Source organism: Kitasatospora acidiphila (assembly GCF_006636205.1).
GTDB lineage: Bacteria > Actinomycetota > Actinomycetes > Streptomycetales > Streptomycetaceae > Kitasatospora > Kitasatospora acidiphila.
On record NZ_VIGB01000003.1, the window covers coordinates 6,591,048 to 6,607,701 of the forward strand.

10 protein-coding genes and 1 pseudogene are annotated in these 16,654 nt (G+C 71.4%); 4 read left to right on the forward strand and 7 right to left on the reverse strand.

Annotated elements, in window-relative coordinates:
* Window positions 1-3: 3 nt before the first annotated feature.
* From E6W39_RS31180 to E6W39_RS31195, 4 genes and pseudogenes are all read right to left on the reverse strand, one after another.
* Window positions 4-1,781, reverse strand: a pseudogene (locus tag E6W39_RS31180) (branched-chain amino acid ABC transporter permease).
* 19 nt (window positions 1,782-1,800) lie between these two features.
* On the reverse strand, window positions 1,801-2,730 hold the full coding sequence (locus E6W39_RS31185; RefSeq protein WP_141638051.1) for a branched-chain amino acid ABC transporter permease: 930 nt from the start codon (window positions 2,728-2,730) through the stop codon (window positions 1,801-1,803).
* Between the two features lie 100 nt (window positions 2,731-2,830).
* On the reverse strand, window positions 2,831-4,063 hold the full coding sequence (locus E6W39_RS31190; RefSeq protein ID WP_141636333.1) for a branched-chain amino acid ABC transporter substrate-binding protein: 1,233 nt from the start codon (window positions 4,061-4,063) through the stop codon (window positions 2,831-2,833).
* 550 nt (window positions 4,064-4,613) lie between these two features.
* Window positions 4,614-5,105: a PaaI family thioesterase gene (locus E6W39_RS31195; protein WP_101379858.1), complete on the reverse strand. Its 492-nt coding sequence runs from the start codon at window positions 5,103-5,105 to the stop codon at window positions 4,614-4,616.
* A 277-nt stretch (window positions 5,106-5,382) separates the two neighbouring features.
* Here E6W39_RS31195 and polA point away from each other — a divergent pair, with 277 nt between their 5' ends.
* Window positions 5,383-8,067, forward strand: a complete 2,685-nt coding sequence (gene polA / locus E6W39_RS31200; protein ID WP_141638052.1) for a DNA polymerase I — start codon at window positions 5,383-5,385, stop codon at window positions 8,065-8,067.
* A gap of 131 nt (window positions 8,068-8,198) precedes the next feature.
* Here polA and hrpB read toward each other — a convergent pair whose 3' ends face one another.
* Together hrpB and E6W39_RS31210 are read right to left on the reverse strand one after the other, a co-directional pair.
* Window positions 8,199-10,757: an ATP-dependent helicase HrpB gene (hrpB, locus tag E6W39_RS31205; protein ID WP_141636334.1), complete on the reverse strand. Its 2,559-nt coding sequence runs from the start codon at window positions 10,755-10,757 to the stop codon at window positions 8,199-8,201.
* An 11-nt stretch (window positions 10,758-10,768) separates the two neighbouring features.
* Entirely contained in the window at window positions 10,769-11,608 is an 840-nt protein-coding gene (locus tag E6W39_RS31210) for a class I SAM-dependent methyltransferase (protein ID WP_141636335.1), read from the reverse strand.
* Between the two features lie 375 nt (window positions 11,609-11,983).
* Here E6W39_RS31210 and rpsA point away from each other — a divergent pair, with 375 nt between their 5' ends.
* The 3 genes from rpsA to E6W39_RS43190 all read left to right on the forward strand — a co-directional run bounded on the left by rpsA (window position 11,984) and on the right by E6W39_RS43190 (window position 16,080).
* Window positions 11,984-13,474: a 30S ribosomal protein S1 gene (rpsA, locus tag E6W39_RS31215; RefSeq protein WP_101379853.1), complete on the forward strand. Its 1,491-nt coding sequence runs from the start codon at window positions 11,984-11,986 to the stop codon at window positions 13,472-13,474.
* Between the two features lie 351 nt (window positions 13,475-13,825).
* Window positions 13,826-15,661 (forward strand): MMPL family transporter, encoded by a 1,836-nt coding sequence (locus tag E6W39_RS31220; protein WP_181799519.1) that lies wholly within the window; start codon window positions 13,826-13,828, stop codon window positions 15,659-15,661.
* Window positions 15,586-16,080 (forward strand): MMPL family transporter, encoded by a 495-nt coding sequence (locus E6W39_RS43190; RefSeq protein WP_181799520.1) that lies wholly within the window; start codon window positions 15,586-15,588, stop codon window positions 16,078-16,080. Before E6W39_RS31220 ends, E6W39_RS43190 begins: the two co-directional genes overlap by 76 nt.
* Window positions 16,081-16,138: 58 nt before the next feature.
* On the opposite strand, the gene E6W39_RS31230 is transcribed toward E6W39_RS43190, so the two are convergent.
* On the reverse strand, window positions 16,139-16,585 hold the full coding sequence (locus E6W39_RS31230) for a MarR family winged helix-turn-helix transcriptional regulator (RefSeq protein WP_141636338.1): 447 nt from the start codon (window positions 16,583-16,585) through the stop codon (window positions 16,139-16,141).
* Window positions 16,586-16,654 lie beyond the last annotated feature (69 nt).

The window sequence follows — 16,654 nt, forward strand, 5'->3', positions numbered from 1 at the left end:
GGGTCACGCCCCTGCCTTGCTGAGGCCGACGGTGTCGGTGGCGGTGCCCTGGGCGGGCAGGTCGGTGTCGTGGAACTCGGCCTGGCGGCGGCGGTTGGCGATGATGCCCTCGGGCGGAAGCGCATCAGCAGGACCAGGGCGACGCCGAAGGCGAGCAGTTGGTAGTTCTGCAGGAAGACGAGCTTGTCCGGGATCAGGTAGAGCAGGGCGGCGCCGAGCAGCGGGCCGGTGACGGTGCCCATGCCGCCGAGGACCACGGCGGCCAGCAGGAAGGCGGAGTTGGGCGGGGCGGAGCCGGCGAAGACGTAGGGGTCGGGGACCACGTTGTAGGTGACGTGGGCGCTGACGGTGCCGGCGAGTCCGGCCAGGGTGGCGCCGAGCGCGAAGGCGATCAGCTTGGTGCGGAACCCGTTGATGCCCATGGCCTCGGCGGCGGTCTCGTCCTCGCGGATGGCGATCCAGGCGCGCCCGATCCGGGAGTTGCCGGCCCGGCTGAAGACGGCCACCACGATCAGGGTGACGATCAGCATCAGGTAGAAGTAGTTGGCGAACCGTCCGATGGTGATCGAGGTGTGGCCGATGTGGTGGACGTTGCCGAGGTTGATGCCGAAGAGGTTGATGTCGGGGATCTGCGGGATGCCGTTGGGTCCGTTGGTCAGCTTGGGTCCTGACGATCCGTCAAGGTTCTGTACGGTGATGTGGAAGATCTCACCGAAGCCGATGGTGACGATGGCCAGGTAGTCGCCGCGCAGTCGCAGGGTGGGGGCGCCGATCAGCACGCCGAACACCAGCGAGACCGCTCCGCCGAGCAACGCGGCCGCCCAGAACGGGAATTGGGTGTGGATGGTGGAGAACTGCGACCCGGAGACCAGGGCGGCCGTGTAGGCGCCGACGCCGAGGAAGGCCACGTAGCCGAGGTCGAGCAGGCCGGTGAGGCCGACCACGATGTTCAGGCCGAGCGCCACGGTGGCGAAGATCAGGATGTTGACGCCGACGTTGGCGTTGTGGTCGTTGCTCTGGGTGAGCGGGAACAGCGCGGCCGCGACGAAGGCGGCGGCCGAGGCGAACGGGCGGTGCCGGCCGAGGAGTTGGGAGAGCCGCTGGGTGGCACCGGAGCGGGCGTAGCTGCCCGCCGCGCAGCCGGCGGCGATCAGGAAGCCGACGAACAGCTCGCCGTAGTCGGTGTCGATCGCGTAGGTGAAGACGCCCAGGCCGATGGCGGCGGTGACGACGATCGCGGCGCGTTCCACCCAGGGGTTGGTGTCGGCCACGGGCGGTGCGGGCCGGCGGTCGGTGGGCAGCGCGAGCGCCCCGAACAGGGCCGGGAGCACGGCGAGTCCGGCGATCACGCCTCCGATGGTGAGGTTGACCAGGCCGCCCAGTTCGTAGCAGATGGCGATCAGGGTGAACCAGGTGGTGGCGAAGGCGGTGAGGGCCAGGCCGCGCAGCGGGCCGGTGTGGCCGGTGGGTGCGAGCACCTTGAGGCCGGGCACGCCGTAGGCGGCGAGGGCCTGGAGGAGCAGCAGGAGCCCGGTGGCGACGGTGAGCCACTGCAGGCCGCCGGGGTAGCCGATGACGGTGAGGTTGCCGGGGAAGCGTTCGGTCCAGGTCCAGTCGAGGAAGGCCGAGGCGGCGGTGAGGACGGCTCCGCCGGCCACCAGGGCGCGGGCCACAGGTGCGGGGACGGTGCCTTCGAGGCGGGCCAGCAGGCCGGCGATGGCGCCGGCGGTGCTGCGCGGGAGGTCGGACAGGCGGCTGCCGGATGCGGTGTTGGTGGTCATCTCTGGTTCTCCTTCGGCCTCAGGCCCGGTCCGCTACGCGTTCGCCGAGTAGCCCTTGCGGCCGCAGCAGCAGGACCAGGATGAGCAGCACGAAGGCCCAGACCGAGGCCCAACTGCCGCCGCCCAGCTGGTGCATGCCGGGGATGTCGGAGATGTAGGCGGTGGCCATGGCCTCGGCCAGGCCGAGCACCAGGCCGCCGAGCATCGCGCCGTAGATGTTGCCGATCCCGCCGAGCACGGCCGCGGTGAAGGCCTTGAGGCCGGCCTGGAAGCCCATGCTGTAGTCGACTTCGCCGTAGCGCAGGCCGTAGCAGACGGCGGCGACGGCGGCGAACAGGGCGCCGATGGCGAACGCGGCGGCGATGATCCGGTTGGTGTCGATGCCCATCAGCTGGGCGGTGTCCGGGTCCTGGGCGGTGGCCTGCATGGCGCGCCCGGTGCGGGACTTCTGCACGAAGACGGCAAGGATGATCATGCAGATGGGGGCGGCGACGATGGTGAACAGGTCACCGGACTGGATGTGGATGCTGCCCAGGTTCCATGGCCCGGCCTGCAGTTGCGGGAAGACCCGGGGGCTGGTGGCCTTGGGGTAGAGGTTGTGCACGGCCTGCTGCAGGCCGAGTGACAGGCCGATGGCGGCGATCAGCGGGGCCAGCCGGGGCGCGGTGCGCAGCGGGCGGTAGGCGAACCGCTCGGCACCGAGGGCGATCAGCACCGATGTGATGGCGCCGCCGATCAGCATCAGCGGCAGGGCGAGCCAGAGGCTGGTGCCGTGGGGTAGTGCGAGATAGACGGTGAGGGCGCCGAAGCCACCGGTCATGAAGATCTCGCCGTGGGCGAAGTTGATGAGCTGCACGATGCCGTACACCATCGTGTAGCCGATGGCGATGAGCCCGTAAGTCGCGCCAAGGAAAAGGCCGTTGGCGAGTTGTTGCGGCAGGGTGTGCACCGCGGCCTCCATGTCGCTGTGGTGGCGTCTCGGGTGGATGAAGGGACGAGGGGCCGCCCGCGCGGGGTGGCGTGGGCGGCCCCGGTGCCGGAGCTGTGGGTCAGCCGCTGTAGGTGCCGGTCTTGACCGCCGCCCACTGGCCGCTCTTGACCTGGTAGACGGTCAGCTGCTTGTTGGTGGTGTCGCCGTACTGGTCGAAGGAGACGTGGCCGGCGATGCCGTTGAAGTCGGCGCCCTGCACGCCCTTGACGACCTGGTTGCGGGCGTCCGCGGGCAGCTTGCCGCTGTTCTGGCTGACGGTCTGGCCGACGGCCTTGATGATGGCGGTGGCCGCGTCGTAGGAGTAGCCGCCGTAGGTGTCGTAGTCGCCGGGGTAGCCGGCGGCCTTGTACTTGGCGATGAAGTCCTTGGCGCTGTCCAGGCTGTTCACCGGCACACCGACCGAGGTGACCAGGTCGCCTTCGGCGCCGGTGCCGGCGGTGGTGATGTACGTCTGGGAGTACATGCCGTCGCCGCCCATCAGCGGGATGTTGTCGCCGGCCGCCTTGAGCTGCTTGGTGATCAGCTCGGACTCGTCGTACTGGCCGCCGTAGTAGAGCAGGTCGGCGCCGGACGACTTGATCTTGGTGACCAGGGCGGAGAAGTCCTTGTCGCCGGTGTTGACGTGGTCGGTGCCGACCACCTGGCCGCCGTCCTTGGTGAAGGAGTCCTGGAAGATGCCGGCCAGGCCGGCGCCGTAGGTCTGCTTGTCGTCCACCACGAAGGCCTTCTTCTTGCCCGCGGGACCGCTGGCGTACTGCGCGGCGAAGGCGCCCTGCAGCGCGTCGGTGGTGGCGGTGCGGAAGTAGGTCGGGAACTGGCGCTTCTTGTCGTTCTTGGCCCAGTTGGGGCCCTGGGTGAGCGCCGGGTTGGTGTTGGACGGCGAGATCTCCACCAGGTTGGCGGTCGCGAAGACCTGCTGCATCGACTGCGCCACACCGGAGTTGAGCGGGCCGACGACGCCGAGCACGCTGCTGTCGCCGACCAGCGCGGTGGCGTTCTGCTGGCCGATGGTCGGCTGCGCCTGGTCGTCCAGTGCCTTGACCTTGAAGGTCACACCGGGGACGGTCTTGTTCTTGTTGGCGTCGTCGACGGCGATCTGCACGCCGTACTGGATGCCGAGGCCGGTTGCGGAGTTCTGACCGGACAGCGGGGCGTCCACCCCGATGGTGACAGTGAGGCCGTTGCCCGACGTGTCACCACCGCTCTTGCTGCCGCCGCGCGAGCCGCAGGCGGTGACGGTGAGGGCGCCGGTCAGGGCGATGCTGAGGACGAGCAGTGAACGATGGCGCACGAGTGGTCCCCTTCAAAGGCTGGCGGTGACTGGCCGTGACTCTAGAGCTCCCCGGCCGACGGGGGCAGGCCTGTGCTACTGCTGTGATTCTTCTGTTATGAGAGACACATGCCCGACGTCTCGAATCGTGATCAATCGGCTGTGGCTCAAGCCGGGCCGAATCATGCGGACCGTTACAAGATCACTCAAGTCGCAAAAAATAAGAGGCAGTAGACGATCCGTCCGATGGCCGGACGATCATGTCCGCCGTGAGTCGACCGGGCACCGCTGTCCGCAATGCGGACATGACGCCGTGCCGGGGGAGTGGTCGAGGGAGGAGCGGGGTACTCGACGGCCGGAGGTGCATTGCCCGAATGTTACGCAGCGTTACGGCTGAGGTATGCGGCTTGCGCTCGGCGCGCATCGGCTGCGGTGTCGTCGCCGGTTCGTGTGAGCCAGTCCCGCGAGCCCCGGACATGCGAAGCGCCCCTTCGTCGGCCAGACCTGCCCAGTGCGGGCGGCGGGCAAACGAAGGGGCGCAGGAAGGTTCGTGTGACGTGCGGTGGGGCTGTTACAGGTCGCGCAGCGCGCAGGTGAGGCGGCAGCTGGTGATCCGGCGGCCGGTGTCGTCGGTGATCGCGATCTCGTAGGTCGCGGCGGTGCGGCCCTTGAAGACCGCGGTCGCCACACCGGTCACCAGGCCGGAGGTGGCCGAGCGGTGGTGGGTGACATTGAGGTCCACGCCCACCGCGTAGCGGCCGGGGCCGGCGTGCACCATCGCCCCTATCGACCCGAGGGTCTCCGCCAGCGCCGCCGAGGCGCCGCCGTGCAGCAGGCCGTACGGCTGCTGGTTGCCCTCGACCGGCATGGTGCCGACCACCCGGTCCGCCGAGGCCTCCACGATCCGGATGTCCATCTTGTCGCCCAGGGTGCCGCCGGTGAACGTGCTGGGCTCGACGCCGAGCTTGGCGAAGTGGTCGAGCACGTCCTGCGGCACGTCCAGCTTCAGGGGGGCGCGGCTGTCGTGCGCGGCGGAGCTCGCGGCGTCGGGCAGCTCGGTCATGGGGGGCACTCCGGGGGTCGAGGGTCCGGCCGCGGGGCACGGCCATTCGTGATCGTAGCTTTCGTGATCGACAGCATTCCATGGTCATGGGGGCGGGACGGCCCGACCGACACCGCCGGCCGGCCGGCCCGGTGGGCCGTGGCTGGTCGGCGATGTCAGTCGGGCCGCCTAGGATCGATGGCGGCAGTTGGAGTCGGCAGGAACGGACGTTGACGTGGCTACGCAGAGTGCGGTGCAGGGCGCGGGCGGTGCTGGAAAGGCGGCCCGGCCCCGGCTGATGCTGCTCGACGGGCATTCGCTCGCCTACCGGGCGTTCTACGCGCTGCCGGTGGAGAACTTCAACACCTCGACCGGCCAGCCGACCAACGCCGTCTACGGCTTCGCCTCCATGGTGGCCAACACGGTGCGGGACGAGGCGCCCAGCCACCTCGCGGTCGCCTTCGACGTCTCCCGCAAGACCTTCCGCTCCGAGCAGTTCCCCGACTACAAGGCCAACCGGGCCACCACGCCCGACGAGTTCCGCAGCCAGGTCGGCCTGATCGGCGAGCTGCTGGACGCGATGAAGGTGCAGCGGCTGGCCATCGAGGGCTTCGAGGCCGACGACATCATCGCCACCCTGGCCACCGCCGCCGAGGCGGCCGGCTTCGAGGTGCTGATCGTCACCGGCGACCGGGATTCGCTGCAGCTGGTCACCGACCACATCACGGTGCTCTACCCCACCAAGGGCGTCTCCGAGCTCACCCGCTACACCCCCGAGAAGGTCGGCGAGAAGTACGGGGTGACGCCCCGTCAGTACCCCGACCTGGCCGCGCTGCGCGGCGACCCGTCGGACAACCTGCCCGGCATCCCCGGCGTCGGTGAGAAGACCGCCGCCAAGTGGGTCAACCAGTTCGGCTCCTTCGACGAACTGGTCGCCCGGGCCGACGAGGTGAAGGGCAAGATCGGCGAGAAGCTGCGCGACAACCTGGAGTCGGTCAAGCGCAACCGGGTGCTCACCGAGCTGATCCGGGACGTCGAACTGCCGCTCGGCGTGGACGACTTGTCCCGTGAGCCGTTCGACCGGGAGGCCGTCGGCCGGCTGATGGAGGCGCTGGAGTTCCGCAACCCCAACTTCCGCGAGCGCCTCTTCAACCTCGACCCGGGAGCCGCCGAGCCGGCCGCCGCGGCCGCCGCCGCCCCCGGCGTCGAGGTCGAGGGCGACCTGCTCACCGAGCCGGGCGCGCTCGCCGCCTGGCTCGCCGAGCACGCCTCGGCCGGGGAGAGGATCGCCCTGGCCTCCGTCTACGACTGGGCGCTGGGCAGCGGCGAGGTGCGCGAGGTGGCGCTGGCCACCGCCGAGGCCGCCGCCTGGTTCGACCCGGCCCAGCTCGCCGAGGAGGACGAGCAGGCCTTCGCCGCTTTCCTCGCCGACCCCAAGCAGCCCAAGGCCCTGCACATCGCCAAGCAGGTGATGCGCGCCTTCGCCGAGCGCGGCTGGACGGTCAGCGGGGTCGCCGCCGACACCGCGCTCGCCGCCTACCTGGAGAAGCCCGGCCGCCGCACCTTCACCCTGGAGGTGCTCGCCGAGGAGTACCTGGGCCGCTCGCTCGCCCCGGCCGCCGCCGCCGAGACCGGCCAACTCGCCTTCGACGCACCGGAGGAGGACGCAACCGCCGGCGCCCAGGCGCTGATGGTGCAGGCCCGCACCGTGCTCGACCTCGCCGAGCTGTTCGACAGCCGCCTCGCCGACGTCGGCGCCGTCGAGCTGATGCACGAGATGGAGCTCCCGATCGCGGCCCTGCTGGCCCGGATGGAGCGCACCGGCATCGCCGCCGACCGGGAGTGGCTGAACTCGCTGGAGCAGCAGTTCGCCACCGAGATCCAGCGCGTCGTCGAGGAGGCGCACGCCGCCGCCGGGCACCCGTTCAACCTGGGCTCGCCCAAGCAGCTGCAGGAGATCCTGTTCGGCGAGCTCAACCTGCCCAAGACCAAGAAGATCAAGACCGGCTACACCACCGACGCCGACGCCCTCACCTGGCTGGCCACCCAGACCGACAACGAACTGCCGGTCATCCTGCTGCGCCACCGTGACCAGGCCAAGCTGCGCACCACGGTCGAGGGCCTGCTCAAGACCGTCTCCCCGCAGGGTCGGATCCACACCACCTTCAACCAGATGGTCGCCGCCACCGGCCGGCTCTCCTCGCAGGACCCGAACCTGCAGAACATCCCGGTGCGCACCGAGGAGGGCCGGCTGATCCGCCGCGCCTTCGTGGTCGGCGAGGGCTACGAGTCGCTGCTGACCGCCGACTACTCGCAGATCGAGCTGCGGATCATGGCCCACCTCTCCGAGGACGAGGCGCTGATCGAGGCCTTCGCCAGCGGCGAGGACCTGCACACCACGGTCGCCTCCTCGGTCTTCCAGGTCGCCCCGACCGAGGTCGACGCCGAGATGCGCCGCAAGATCAAGGCGATGTCCTACGGGCTGGCCTACGGGCTCTCCGCCTACGGCCTCTCCCAGCAGCTCGGCATCAAGCCGAACGAGGCGCAGGGCCTGATGGACACCTACTTCGAGCGGTTCGGCGGCGTGCGCGACTACCTGCACCGCGTCGTCGAGGAGGCCCGCGCCACCGGCTACACCGAGACCCTGCTCGGCCGCCGCCGCTACCTGCCCGACCTGACCAGCGACAACCGCCAGCGCCGCGAGATGGCCGAGCGGATGGCCCTCAACGCCCCGGTCCAGGGCTCGGCCGCCGACATCGTCAAGATCGCCATGCTGCACGTCGACGAGGCCCTGACCAAGGCCGGGTTGAAGTCCCGGATGCTCCTCCAGGTGCACGACGAAATCGTCCTGGAGCTGGCCCCCGGCGAGCGCGACCAGGTCGAGTCCATCGTCCGCGAGCAGATGGCCGGCGCCTACGACCTGCGTGCCCCGCTGGACGTCTCGGTCGGCGTGGGCGCCAACTGGGAGGCGGCGGCGCACTGACGGCACTGTGACGACGGGCCGGGCTCCCTGGGGAGCCCGGCCCGTTTCGCGTGTCGGTAGCGTCAGTAGGGGAGCAGGGCACGGTTTCGTGCAGCTCGTGGTACCGGGGACCCATCTGTCCTCCAGGGGTGCTACTTGCGCGGGTTGGCCCGCCGGGTCGGCTCCGCCGTGGTCGGGTCCTCGGGCCAGGGGTGGCGGGGGTAGCGGCCGCGGAGGTCGGCGCGGACGGCTCGGTAGCCGGTGTGCCAGAAGGAGGCGAGGTCGCCCGTGACGGCGGCGGGGCGGCCGGCGGGGGAGAGCAGGTGGACGGTCAGCGGGGCGCGGCCGCCGGCCAGGGCCGGGGCGGCCTGCCAGCCGAAGAGCTCCTGGAGTTTGACCGCGAGAACCGGATGGTCGCCCGAGTAGTCGACTCTGATCCGTGAGCCGCTGGGCACGGTGATCCGCTCCGGGGCCAGCTCCTCCAGCCGGCCGGCCTCGCCGGTGGCCCAGGGGAGCAGGCGGTTCAGGGCGGCGGCGGTGTCGATCCGCTCCAGGCCGGCGCGGCCGCGGGCCCGGGAGAGCTCCGGCTCCAGCCACTGGTCGGCCGCGGCCAGCAGCGCGGCGTCGTCCACCGCGGGCCACGGGGCGCCGAGTTCGCGGTGCAGGAAGGCCAGCCGCAGGCGCAGCGAGCGGCCGGCCTCGGTCCAGCGCAGCAGCTCGCTGGCGCCCTCCCGGGCCAGGCCCTCCAGCAGCGCGGTCCGCACCAGCGCCGGATCGGGCTTCGGCAGCGCGGCCGCATCCAGCTCCAGTGCGCCGAGCGCCGTCACCCGGCGGGCCGTCAGGTCGCCGCGCCGACTGCCGGGCGGGGTGGCCCAGTGCACCTCCTCGCGGTCCGTCAGCAGGTGGGCGGCGGCGGTGCGGGCGGTCTGCTCGTCGATCACCGCCGCACGCTGGATCCGGGCACTCGGCGCACCCGCCGGACGGTCGGCCACCGCCACCGCCAGCCACGGCGCACCGCCCAGCGCCGACCCCGGCGCCGTCTCGCCCGCCGTGCCCGAGACCATCAAGTACCCAGCGCGGGCGCCGGGTTCGGGACGCGGCGAGCGGGCCCGGGCCACCCGCTCGGGATAGGCGAGCGCCACCACCAGGCCGGCCGCCGAGGCATCGTCAGCCGTGCCGCCGCCGGGAACGCCGTCCAACTGGCTGCGCAGCCGGCGGGTCTCGTCGCGCCAGCGGGCCCGGTAGCCCGCCGGCAGCTCGCCGCCGTCGGCCCGCACCGAGCGCCAGATGCCCGCCAGGTCGTCGCCGAGCGTGCGGGGAGGCTCCTCGGAGAGCAGCGCCACCAGCTCCGCCGCGCGCCGGGCGCCCACCAGTGGTGCGCCGTCGTGCAACGCCCGCGCCAGGCGCGGGTGCAGGCCGGTGCGGGCCAGCAGGCGCCCGCGCTCGGTGGCGCGTCCGGTCGCGTCCACCGCGCCGAGCGCCGTCAGGGTCTGCCGGGCCGCCGTCATGGCGCCCGTCGGCGGCGGGTCGAGCAGCGCGAGGTCGCCGGCGTCCGGGGAGCCCCAGCAGGCAGCCTGGAGGGCGAACGGGGTCAGGTCGGCGAGCGCGATCTCCGGGGTGGGGAAGCGCGCGGCGAGTGCGTCGGCCGCCTCCGGCCAGCAGCGGTACACCACCCCGGGCCCTTCGCGTCCCGCGCGGCCGGCGCGCTGCCGTCCGGCCGCCAGCGAGGCCCGCACCGTCACCAGGGCGCTCAGCCCGCGTGCGTGGTCGGTGCGCGGCTCCCGGGCCAGCCCGGCGTCGACCACGATCCGCACCCCGGGCACGGTCAGCGAGGACTCCGCCACCGAGGTGGAGAGGATCACCCGGCGCCGCTCGCCGGCGGTCAGCGCCGCGTCCTGCACGGCCGCCGGCGCCTGCCCGTGCAGCTGCAGCAGCTCGGCCGGCACCGTGCCGTCCAGCAGCCGGGCCACTCGGGTGATCTCGCCGACCCCAGGCAGGAAGCAGAGCAGATCGCCCTGATGCTCACCGAGCGCCCGCCGCACGGTGGCCGCGACGTGCTCCAGCAGTACGGGGTCGGTGCGGGTGCCCTGCGGCGGCCGCACCGGGCGCGGCGGCGGCGCCCACACCACCTCGACCGGGTACGACACCGCCTCGGCGGTCACCACCGGTGCGCCGCCCAGCAGTTCGGCCCAGGCCGAGGTGTCCGAGGTGGCCGAGGCGACCAGCAGCCGCAGCTCGGGACGGAGCGCCGCGCGGACGTCCAGCAGGAAGGCGAGCGCGGTGTCCGCGTCCAAGTGCCGCTCATGGCACTCGTCCAGCAGTACCACGTCCACCCCGGGCAGCTCCGGATCCCGCTGCAACCGCTGCAGCAGCACCCCGGTGGTGACCACCTCGACCACCGTGCGCGGCCCCACCACCCGGTCGCCGCGCACCGTGTACCCGACGCGGTCGCCCGCCTTCTCGCCGAGCAGCCAGGCCATCCGCCGGGCCGCCGCCCGCACCGCCAGCCGGCGCGGCTCGGCGACCAGTACCCGGCGTGCGGGCGTGCCGTCGTCCAGCAGCCCGGCCAGCGCCAGCGGCACCAGGGTGGTCTTGCCGGTCCCGGGCGGGGCGGCGAGCACGGCCGCACCCTGCTCGTCGAGGGCGGCGGCCAGCGCGGGCAGCGCGGTGCGGACGGGGAGGTCGAGGTTCTTCCGGGCGACGGGACTCACCCGACCAGTATTCAGCCCCGCTGCGTGACGAAGATCGCGGTGCCCGGGATGTGCCGCCCCCGCAGCGGGCTCCAGCCGCCCCAGGTGCTGGTCAGCCGGGCCGGCCACTCCGGCTCCACCAGGTCGAGCAGCGTGAAGCCGGCGCCGACCAGCTCGCGCACCCGGTCGCCCAGGGTGCGGTGGTGCTCGACGTAGCTGGCCCGCCCGGTCACGTCCTGTTCGACGTAGGGCGTGCGGTCGAAGTAGGAGGCGCTCGCGGTCAGCCCTTCGATGCCGGGCTCGTCGCTGAAGGCCCAGCGGATCGGGTGGGTCACCGAGAACACCCACCGCCCGCCCGGCCGCAGCACCCGGTGCACCTCGCGCATCAGCTTGGCGGTGTCGGCGCTGAACGGCACCGCGCCGTAGGCGGAGCAGGCCAGGTCGAAGGAGGCGTCGGCGAACGGCAGCACCGCCGCGTCGGCCTGCACCACCGGTATCCGGGCGGTGCCGCGCTGCTCGTCGATCCGCCGGGAGTGCTGCAGCTGGCGGTGCGAGATGTCCAGCGCCACCGGCCTGGCACCCCGCCCGGCCAGCCAGCGCGAGCACTGCGCGGCACCCGCGCCGATCTCCAGCACGGCCAGCCCGCGCAGTGCGGCGGTCGGGCCGAGCAACTGGGCGTCGGCCTCGTCCAGCCCCTCCGGGCACCAGGTGAAGCGGTCGTCGCCGAGGAAGGCGCCGTGCTCGTCCTGGTACTCGTCGGCGTTGCGGTCCCACCACTGGCGGCTGGCCCGGCTGCTCTCGCCGGCCGCGGCGGGGCGGCGCACGGCGAGGTCGTCGTCGAGCTCGTCGTCGGGGGTGGTGTGAAGGGTCATGGTGGGCCTCGCGTAGGCTATGGGTGCGGAAAGCGCCGCTGCTCGGCACAGCCCCTCGGGGCCGGGTCGGCGGTGGCATCCGGGGTGACTGGGCCCCGAGAGCTGCCCCGCGCATCACGACCTGCCGGTCGGATACGGGCGCAGTTGGAGGATATGGCCTGATCCGTACCGGCCTGGACGGTCTCGTGAACTTCGACGTTGACCGTGCCCGGCTGTCCCCGTATGCTACAAGTTGCGCTGCGGGCCTGCGCGCCTCGGACGGAGCAGGTCGCGCTCGCATCTGTCGAAGACCCCACGGGCTTTTCGGTGGGAGCGAATACGGGCCCCGCGTGGCATTACCTACGACTTCATGTCCGTACCGGAGCCCTTTTCCTAATGACGAGCCCCACCGACACCTCTGTCAGCACCACCCCGCAGGTCGCGGTCAACGACATCGGCGACGCGGAAGCGTTCCTCGCGGCGATCGACGAGACCATCAAGTACTTCAACGATGGCGACATCGTCGAGGGCATCATCGTGAAGGTCGACCGTGACGAGGTGCTCCTCGACATCGGTTACAAGACCGAGGGCGTCATTCCGTCCCGCGAGCTCTCGATCAAGCACGACGTCGACCCGCACGAGGTCGTCTCCGTCGGTGACGAGATCGAGGCCCTGGTTCTCCAGAAGGAGGACAAGGAGGGTCGTCTGATCCTGTCCAAGAAGCGCGCCCAGTACGAGCGCGCCTGGGGCACGATCGAGAAGATCAAGGAAGAGGACGGCATCGTCACCGGTACCGTCATCGAGGTCGTCAAGGGTGGTCTCATCCTCGACATCGGCCTCCGTGGCTTCCTCCCGGCTTCGCTGGTCGAGATGCGCCGCGTGCGCGACCTCCAGCCCTACGTGGGCAAGGAGCTCGAGGCCAAGATCATCGAGCTGGACAAGAACCGCAACAACGTGGTCCTGTCCCGCCGTGCCTGGCTGGAGCAGACCCAGAGCGAGGTCCGCCAGACCTTCCTCACCACCCTGCAGAAGGGCCAGGTGCGCTCCGGCGTCGTCTCCTCGATCGTCAACTTCGGTGCCTTCGTGGACCTGGGTGGCGTCGACGGCCTGGTGCACGTCTCCGAGCTGTCCTGGAAGCACATCGACCACCCGTCCGAGGTTGTCGAGGTCGGCCAGGAGGTCACCGTCGAGGTTCTCGACGTTGACATGGACCGCGAGCGCGTCTCCCTGTCGCTGAAGGCGACCCAGGAGGACCCGTGGCAGCAGTTCGCCCGTACCCACCAGATCGGCCAGGTCGTTCCGGGTAAGGTCACCAAGCTGGTTCCGTTCGGTGCGTTCGTCCGCGTGGACGAGGGCATCGAGGGTCTGGTCCACATCTCCGAGCTGGCCGAGCGCCACGTGGAGATCCCGGAGCAGGTCGTCCAGGTCGGCGACGAGATCTTCGTCAAGGTCATCGACATCGACCTCGAGCGTCGTCGCATCAGCCTCTCGCTGAAGCAGGCCAACGAGTCGCTCGGTGCCGACCCGGCGTCGGTCGAGTTCGACCCGACCCTGTACGGCATGGCTGCGTCCTACGACGACCAGGGCAACTACATCTACCCGGAGGGCTTCGACCCCGAGGCGAACGACTGGCTGCCCGGCTTCGAGAAGCAGCGTGAGGAGTGGGAGCGCCAGTACGCCGAGGCGCAGGCCCGCTTCGAGCAGCACCAGGCCCAGGTCATCAAGAGCCGCGAGGCCGATGCCGAGGCCGCTGCCGAGGGTGGCGACGCGGTTGCCGCCGCTGCCGGTGGCAACTACTCCTCCTCCAGCGACGAGGGCGCCGGCGCCCTCGCCTCGGACGAGGCGCTGGCTGCCCTGCGCGAGAAGCTGGCCGGCGGCCAGAGCTGAACCGCGTAGCTAGCCTGCTCTAGCCCTGTGGGCCCCACCCGGATTCCGGGTGGGGCCCACATGCGTTTCCCGGCGACCGCCTCCGTATTTCAACGGTCATCAGCTCAGCGGTCATCATTTCAGTGACAGGCATTTCGGTGATCATTTTTATGATCATTTCGGGGCTGCTATTCATGCCCGCAGGCCCCGCCCATGATCGTGTTCGTGTGCGGATCGTCCCTGTTCAACTGCGGATTGTGCTGTGACCAGGGGCTCATTGCGTTTTTATGGGTCTTTTAGGGGTGACCACCTAGCTTGGGGGGAGTTACCCGACGGGTTTCCCGCCCCGAAATGCTTAGGCAGACCCGCTTGATGCGCCTCAATGCCACCACCGAGCACCACCTGGCCACGGCGGCCCCAGGCCGCCTGGCCGCCCTCGGCCGCTTCTGCCACCGGCACCGGCGGTGGGTGCTGGCGTTCTGGGTGGCGGTGCTCGCGCTCGGTGTGCTGATCGGCGGCCGGGTCTTCGAGGGCTCGGTCACCCACACCTCCGCCGGCGGGGCCGAGTCGGCTCGCGGGGACGCGATCGTCGCCGCCGCGGATCCGTCGGCGGGCTCCATCACCGCCGTGGTGGGCGGCCGACCGGTGGACGACCAGGCGGTGCGCACGGCCGTCACGGCTGCCGCCCAGGACATCACCAAGCTGCCCGGCGTGCTCTCGGTCGCCGACGCCTACCAGGGCGGCCAGCCGAGTGCGCTGACCGCCGTGGACGGCAACGGCAGCCTGGTGGACGTCCGGATGACCGACAGCGCCACCACGGCGCAGCAGCAGGCGGTCAGCCAGCGGCTGGCGCAGATCCAGGCCCCCGGCACCCAGGTCAAGGTCGGCGGCGACCTGGTGGTGCAGCAGGAGGTCAAGAGCCAGACCCAGTCCGACACCACCTTCGGCGAGATCGTCACCCTGCCGCTGACCCTGGTGGTGATGGTGCTGGTCTTCGGCGGCCTGGCAGCCGCCAGCCTGCCGGTGATCGGGGCCGTCGCCTCGGTGGGCGGCGCGCTGCTGGCGATGTTCGGCTTCAGCCACCTGATGGACCTGGACACCTCGGTGCTGCCGATCGCCACCGTGCTGGGCCTGGGCCTCTCCATCGACTACGCGCTGCTGATGGTCAACCGGTTCCGGGAGGAACGCGGCCAGGGCTCCCCGCCGGCTGTCGCGATCGAACGCACCGCCGCCACCGCCGGCCGCACCGTGGCGTTCTCCGGCCTGACCGTCGCCGTCGCGCTCAGCGGACTCTTCGTCTTCACCAGCCCGGTCTTCTCGGCCGTGGCCGCCGCCGGGGTCAGTGTGGTGGTGATCGCGGTGCTGGCCGCGCTCACCCTGGTGCCGGCGCTGCTCGGGTTCGCCGGGCACCGGATCAAGCCGCCCAAGCACAGCGAGCCGGACGAGGGGTTCTTCGCCCGCACCGTGCGCAAGGTGCAGCGCCGGGCGGTGCCCGTGGCACTGGTGTGCGTCGCTCTGCTGATGGCCGCCGGTGCGCCGTTCCTGGGCGCGAACATGCGCAGCACCGGTGCCGCCGCGCTGCCCAGCGGCTCGGCCGGGCGCCAGGTGGCCGACATCGTCAAGGCGGACTATCCGCAGGCCGCGCCGGCGCCGGTCACCGTGGTGGTGCAGGGCAGTGAGCAGGCCGCCGCGCAGTACGCGGACCAGGTGGTGGCCAAGCTGCCGGGCGTGGCCGGCGTCCGCGCGGTGCAGCCGGTCGACGCGCAGCTCAGCACCGTGGAGGTGCTGGTGCACGGCGATCCGCAGGGCGCGGCGGCCAAGCAGGTGGTCAACGAGCTGCGGGACCACCGCGGCGGCCTGGAGACCTATGTCACCGGGGACGCCGCCAGCGTGGTCGACTTCCAGCACGAGCTGACCAATCGCGGGCCGTGGGCGTTCGGGCTGGTCGCGGTCGGCACCCTGGTGCTGCTCTTCCTGATGACCGGCTCGGTGGTGATGCCGGTCAAGGCCCTGCTGATGAACGTGCTCTCGCTGGGCTGCTCGCTCGGCGCGCTGACCCTGGTGTTCCAGCACGGCTGGTTCGCGAGCACGCTCGGCTTCACCCCGACCGGGGGCTGGAAACCTTCATCCCGGTGCTGGTCTTCGCCTTCGCCTTCGGGCTGTCGATGGACTACGAGGTCTTCCTGCTCGCGCGGATCAAGGAGCTGAAGGACCGGGGGTACGACTGTCGGCGGGCGGTGCAGCTGGGCCTGCAGCGCAGCGGTCGGATCATCACCTCGGCCGCGTTGCTGATGGTGATCGTCTTCGCCGGGTTCGCGGCCGGGCAGATGCTGATGGTCAAGGAGATGGGCATCGCGCTCGCCGTGGCCGTGGCGGTGGATGCCACGCTGGTGCGGTGCCTGCTGGTGCCGGCCGCGATGAGTCTGTTCGGCGAGTTCAACTGGTGGGCGCCGGCCCCGCTGAAGCGGCTGTACCGCCGGTTCGGGCTGCGCGAGCATGTGGAGCTGCCGCCGGTGGAGGCGGGGGAGGGGGCTCCAGGCGAGGCGGGCGTGGCTGCTCCAGTGGTGCAGGGCGCTCGGGTGCCCGCGCCGCGTGGGGCGGTGGCGAGGGCGACGACAGCAGGGTGACCGAGCGCTTGCTCAGCTGGCGGGTGCGGCTGGCGGCCGATCGTGACCAAGCGCCTACTCAGGGCTTCGGGTAGCGGGAGATGCGGCGCAGCAGAGCCATCGCCTGACGGAGCACCAACTGCTCCTCCTCGGACATCTCGCTCTCGATCGCGGCAGCCATCCGGTCCTCGCGCCGCCGCCGCTGCTCCTGCAGCATGGCGATGCCCTCCTCGGTGGCGTGCAGCACCACCTTGCGGCCGTCGGTCGGGTGCGGCTCCTGGCGGATCAGCCCGGCCTCGCGCAACTGGGTCACCGTGCGGGCCATCGACTGGTGCCGCACGTGCTGGTGCTCGGCCAACTCGGCGGTGGTGCGCGACCCCTCGCGCACCAGCAGGCCGAGCGCGGCGGCCTGCGGCTGCGGCAGCGCGGACTCCTCGTCCCGCAGTCGGCGGGCCAGCTCACCGATGGTGCTGCGCACGTCGAAGGCAAGCTGCTGCGGGTCGATCTGGTCGGTCTGGCTGCTCATGGGGGTCACTCTAGGGCGTGCGGTACCGCCGGGTACCTCCTGGCGACCGGGCGACGGCTACGGGCGAGT

Bases quoted from the DNA above. Each gene is read 5' to 3' on its own strand.
- rpsA (WP_101379853.1), top strand. From the start codon at position 11,984: ATGACGAGCCCCACCGACACCTCTGTCAGCACCACCCCGCAGGTCGCG.
- E6W39_RS31210 (WP_141636335.1), bottom strand. From the start codon at position 11,608: ATGACCCTTCACACCACCCCCGACGACGAGCTCGACGACGACCTCGCC.
- polA (WP_141638052.1), top strand. From the start codon at position 5,383: ATGCTGCTCGACGGGCATTCGCTCGCCTACCGGGCGTTCTACGCGCTG.
- E6W39_RS31230 (WP_141636338.1), bottom strand. From the start codon at position 16,585: ATGAGCAGCCAGACCGACCAGATCGACCCGCAGCAGCTTGCCTTCGAC.
- E6W39_RS31220 (WP_181799519.1), top strand. From the start codon at position 13,826: ATGCGCCTCAATGCCACCACCGAGCACCACCTGGCCACGGCGGCCCCA.
- E6W39_RS31195 (WP_101379858.1), bottom strand. From the start codon at position 5,105: ATGACCGAGCTGCCCGACGCCGCGAGCTCCGCCGCGCACGACAGCCGC.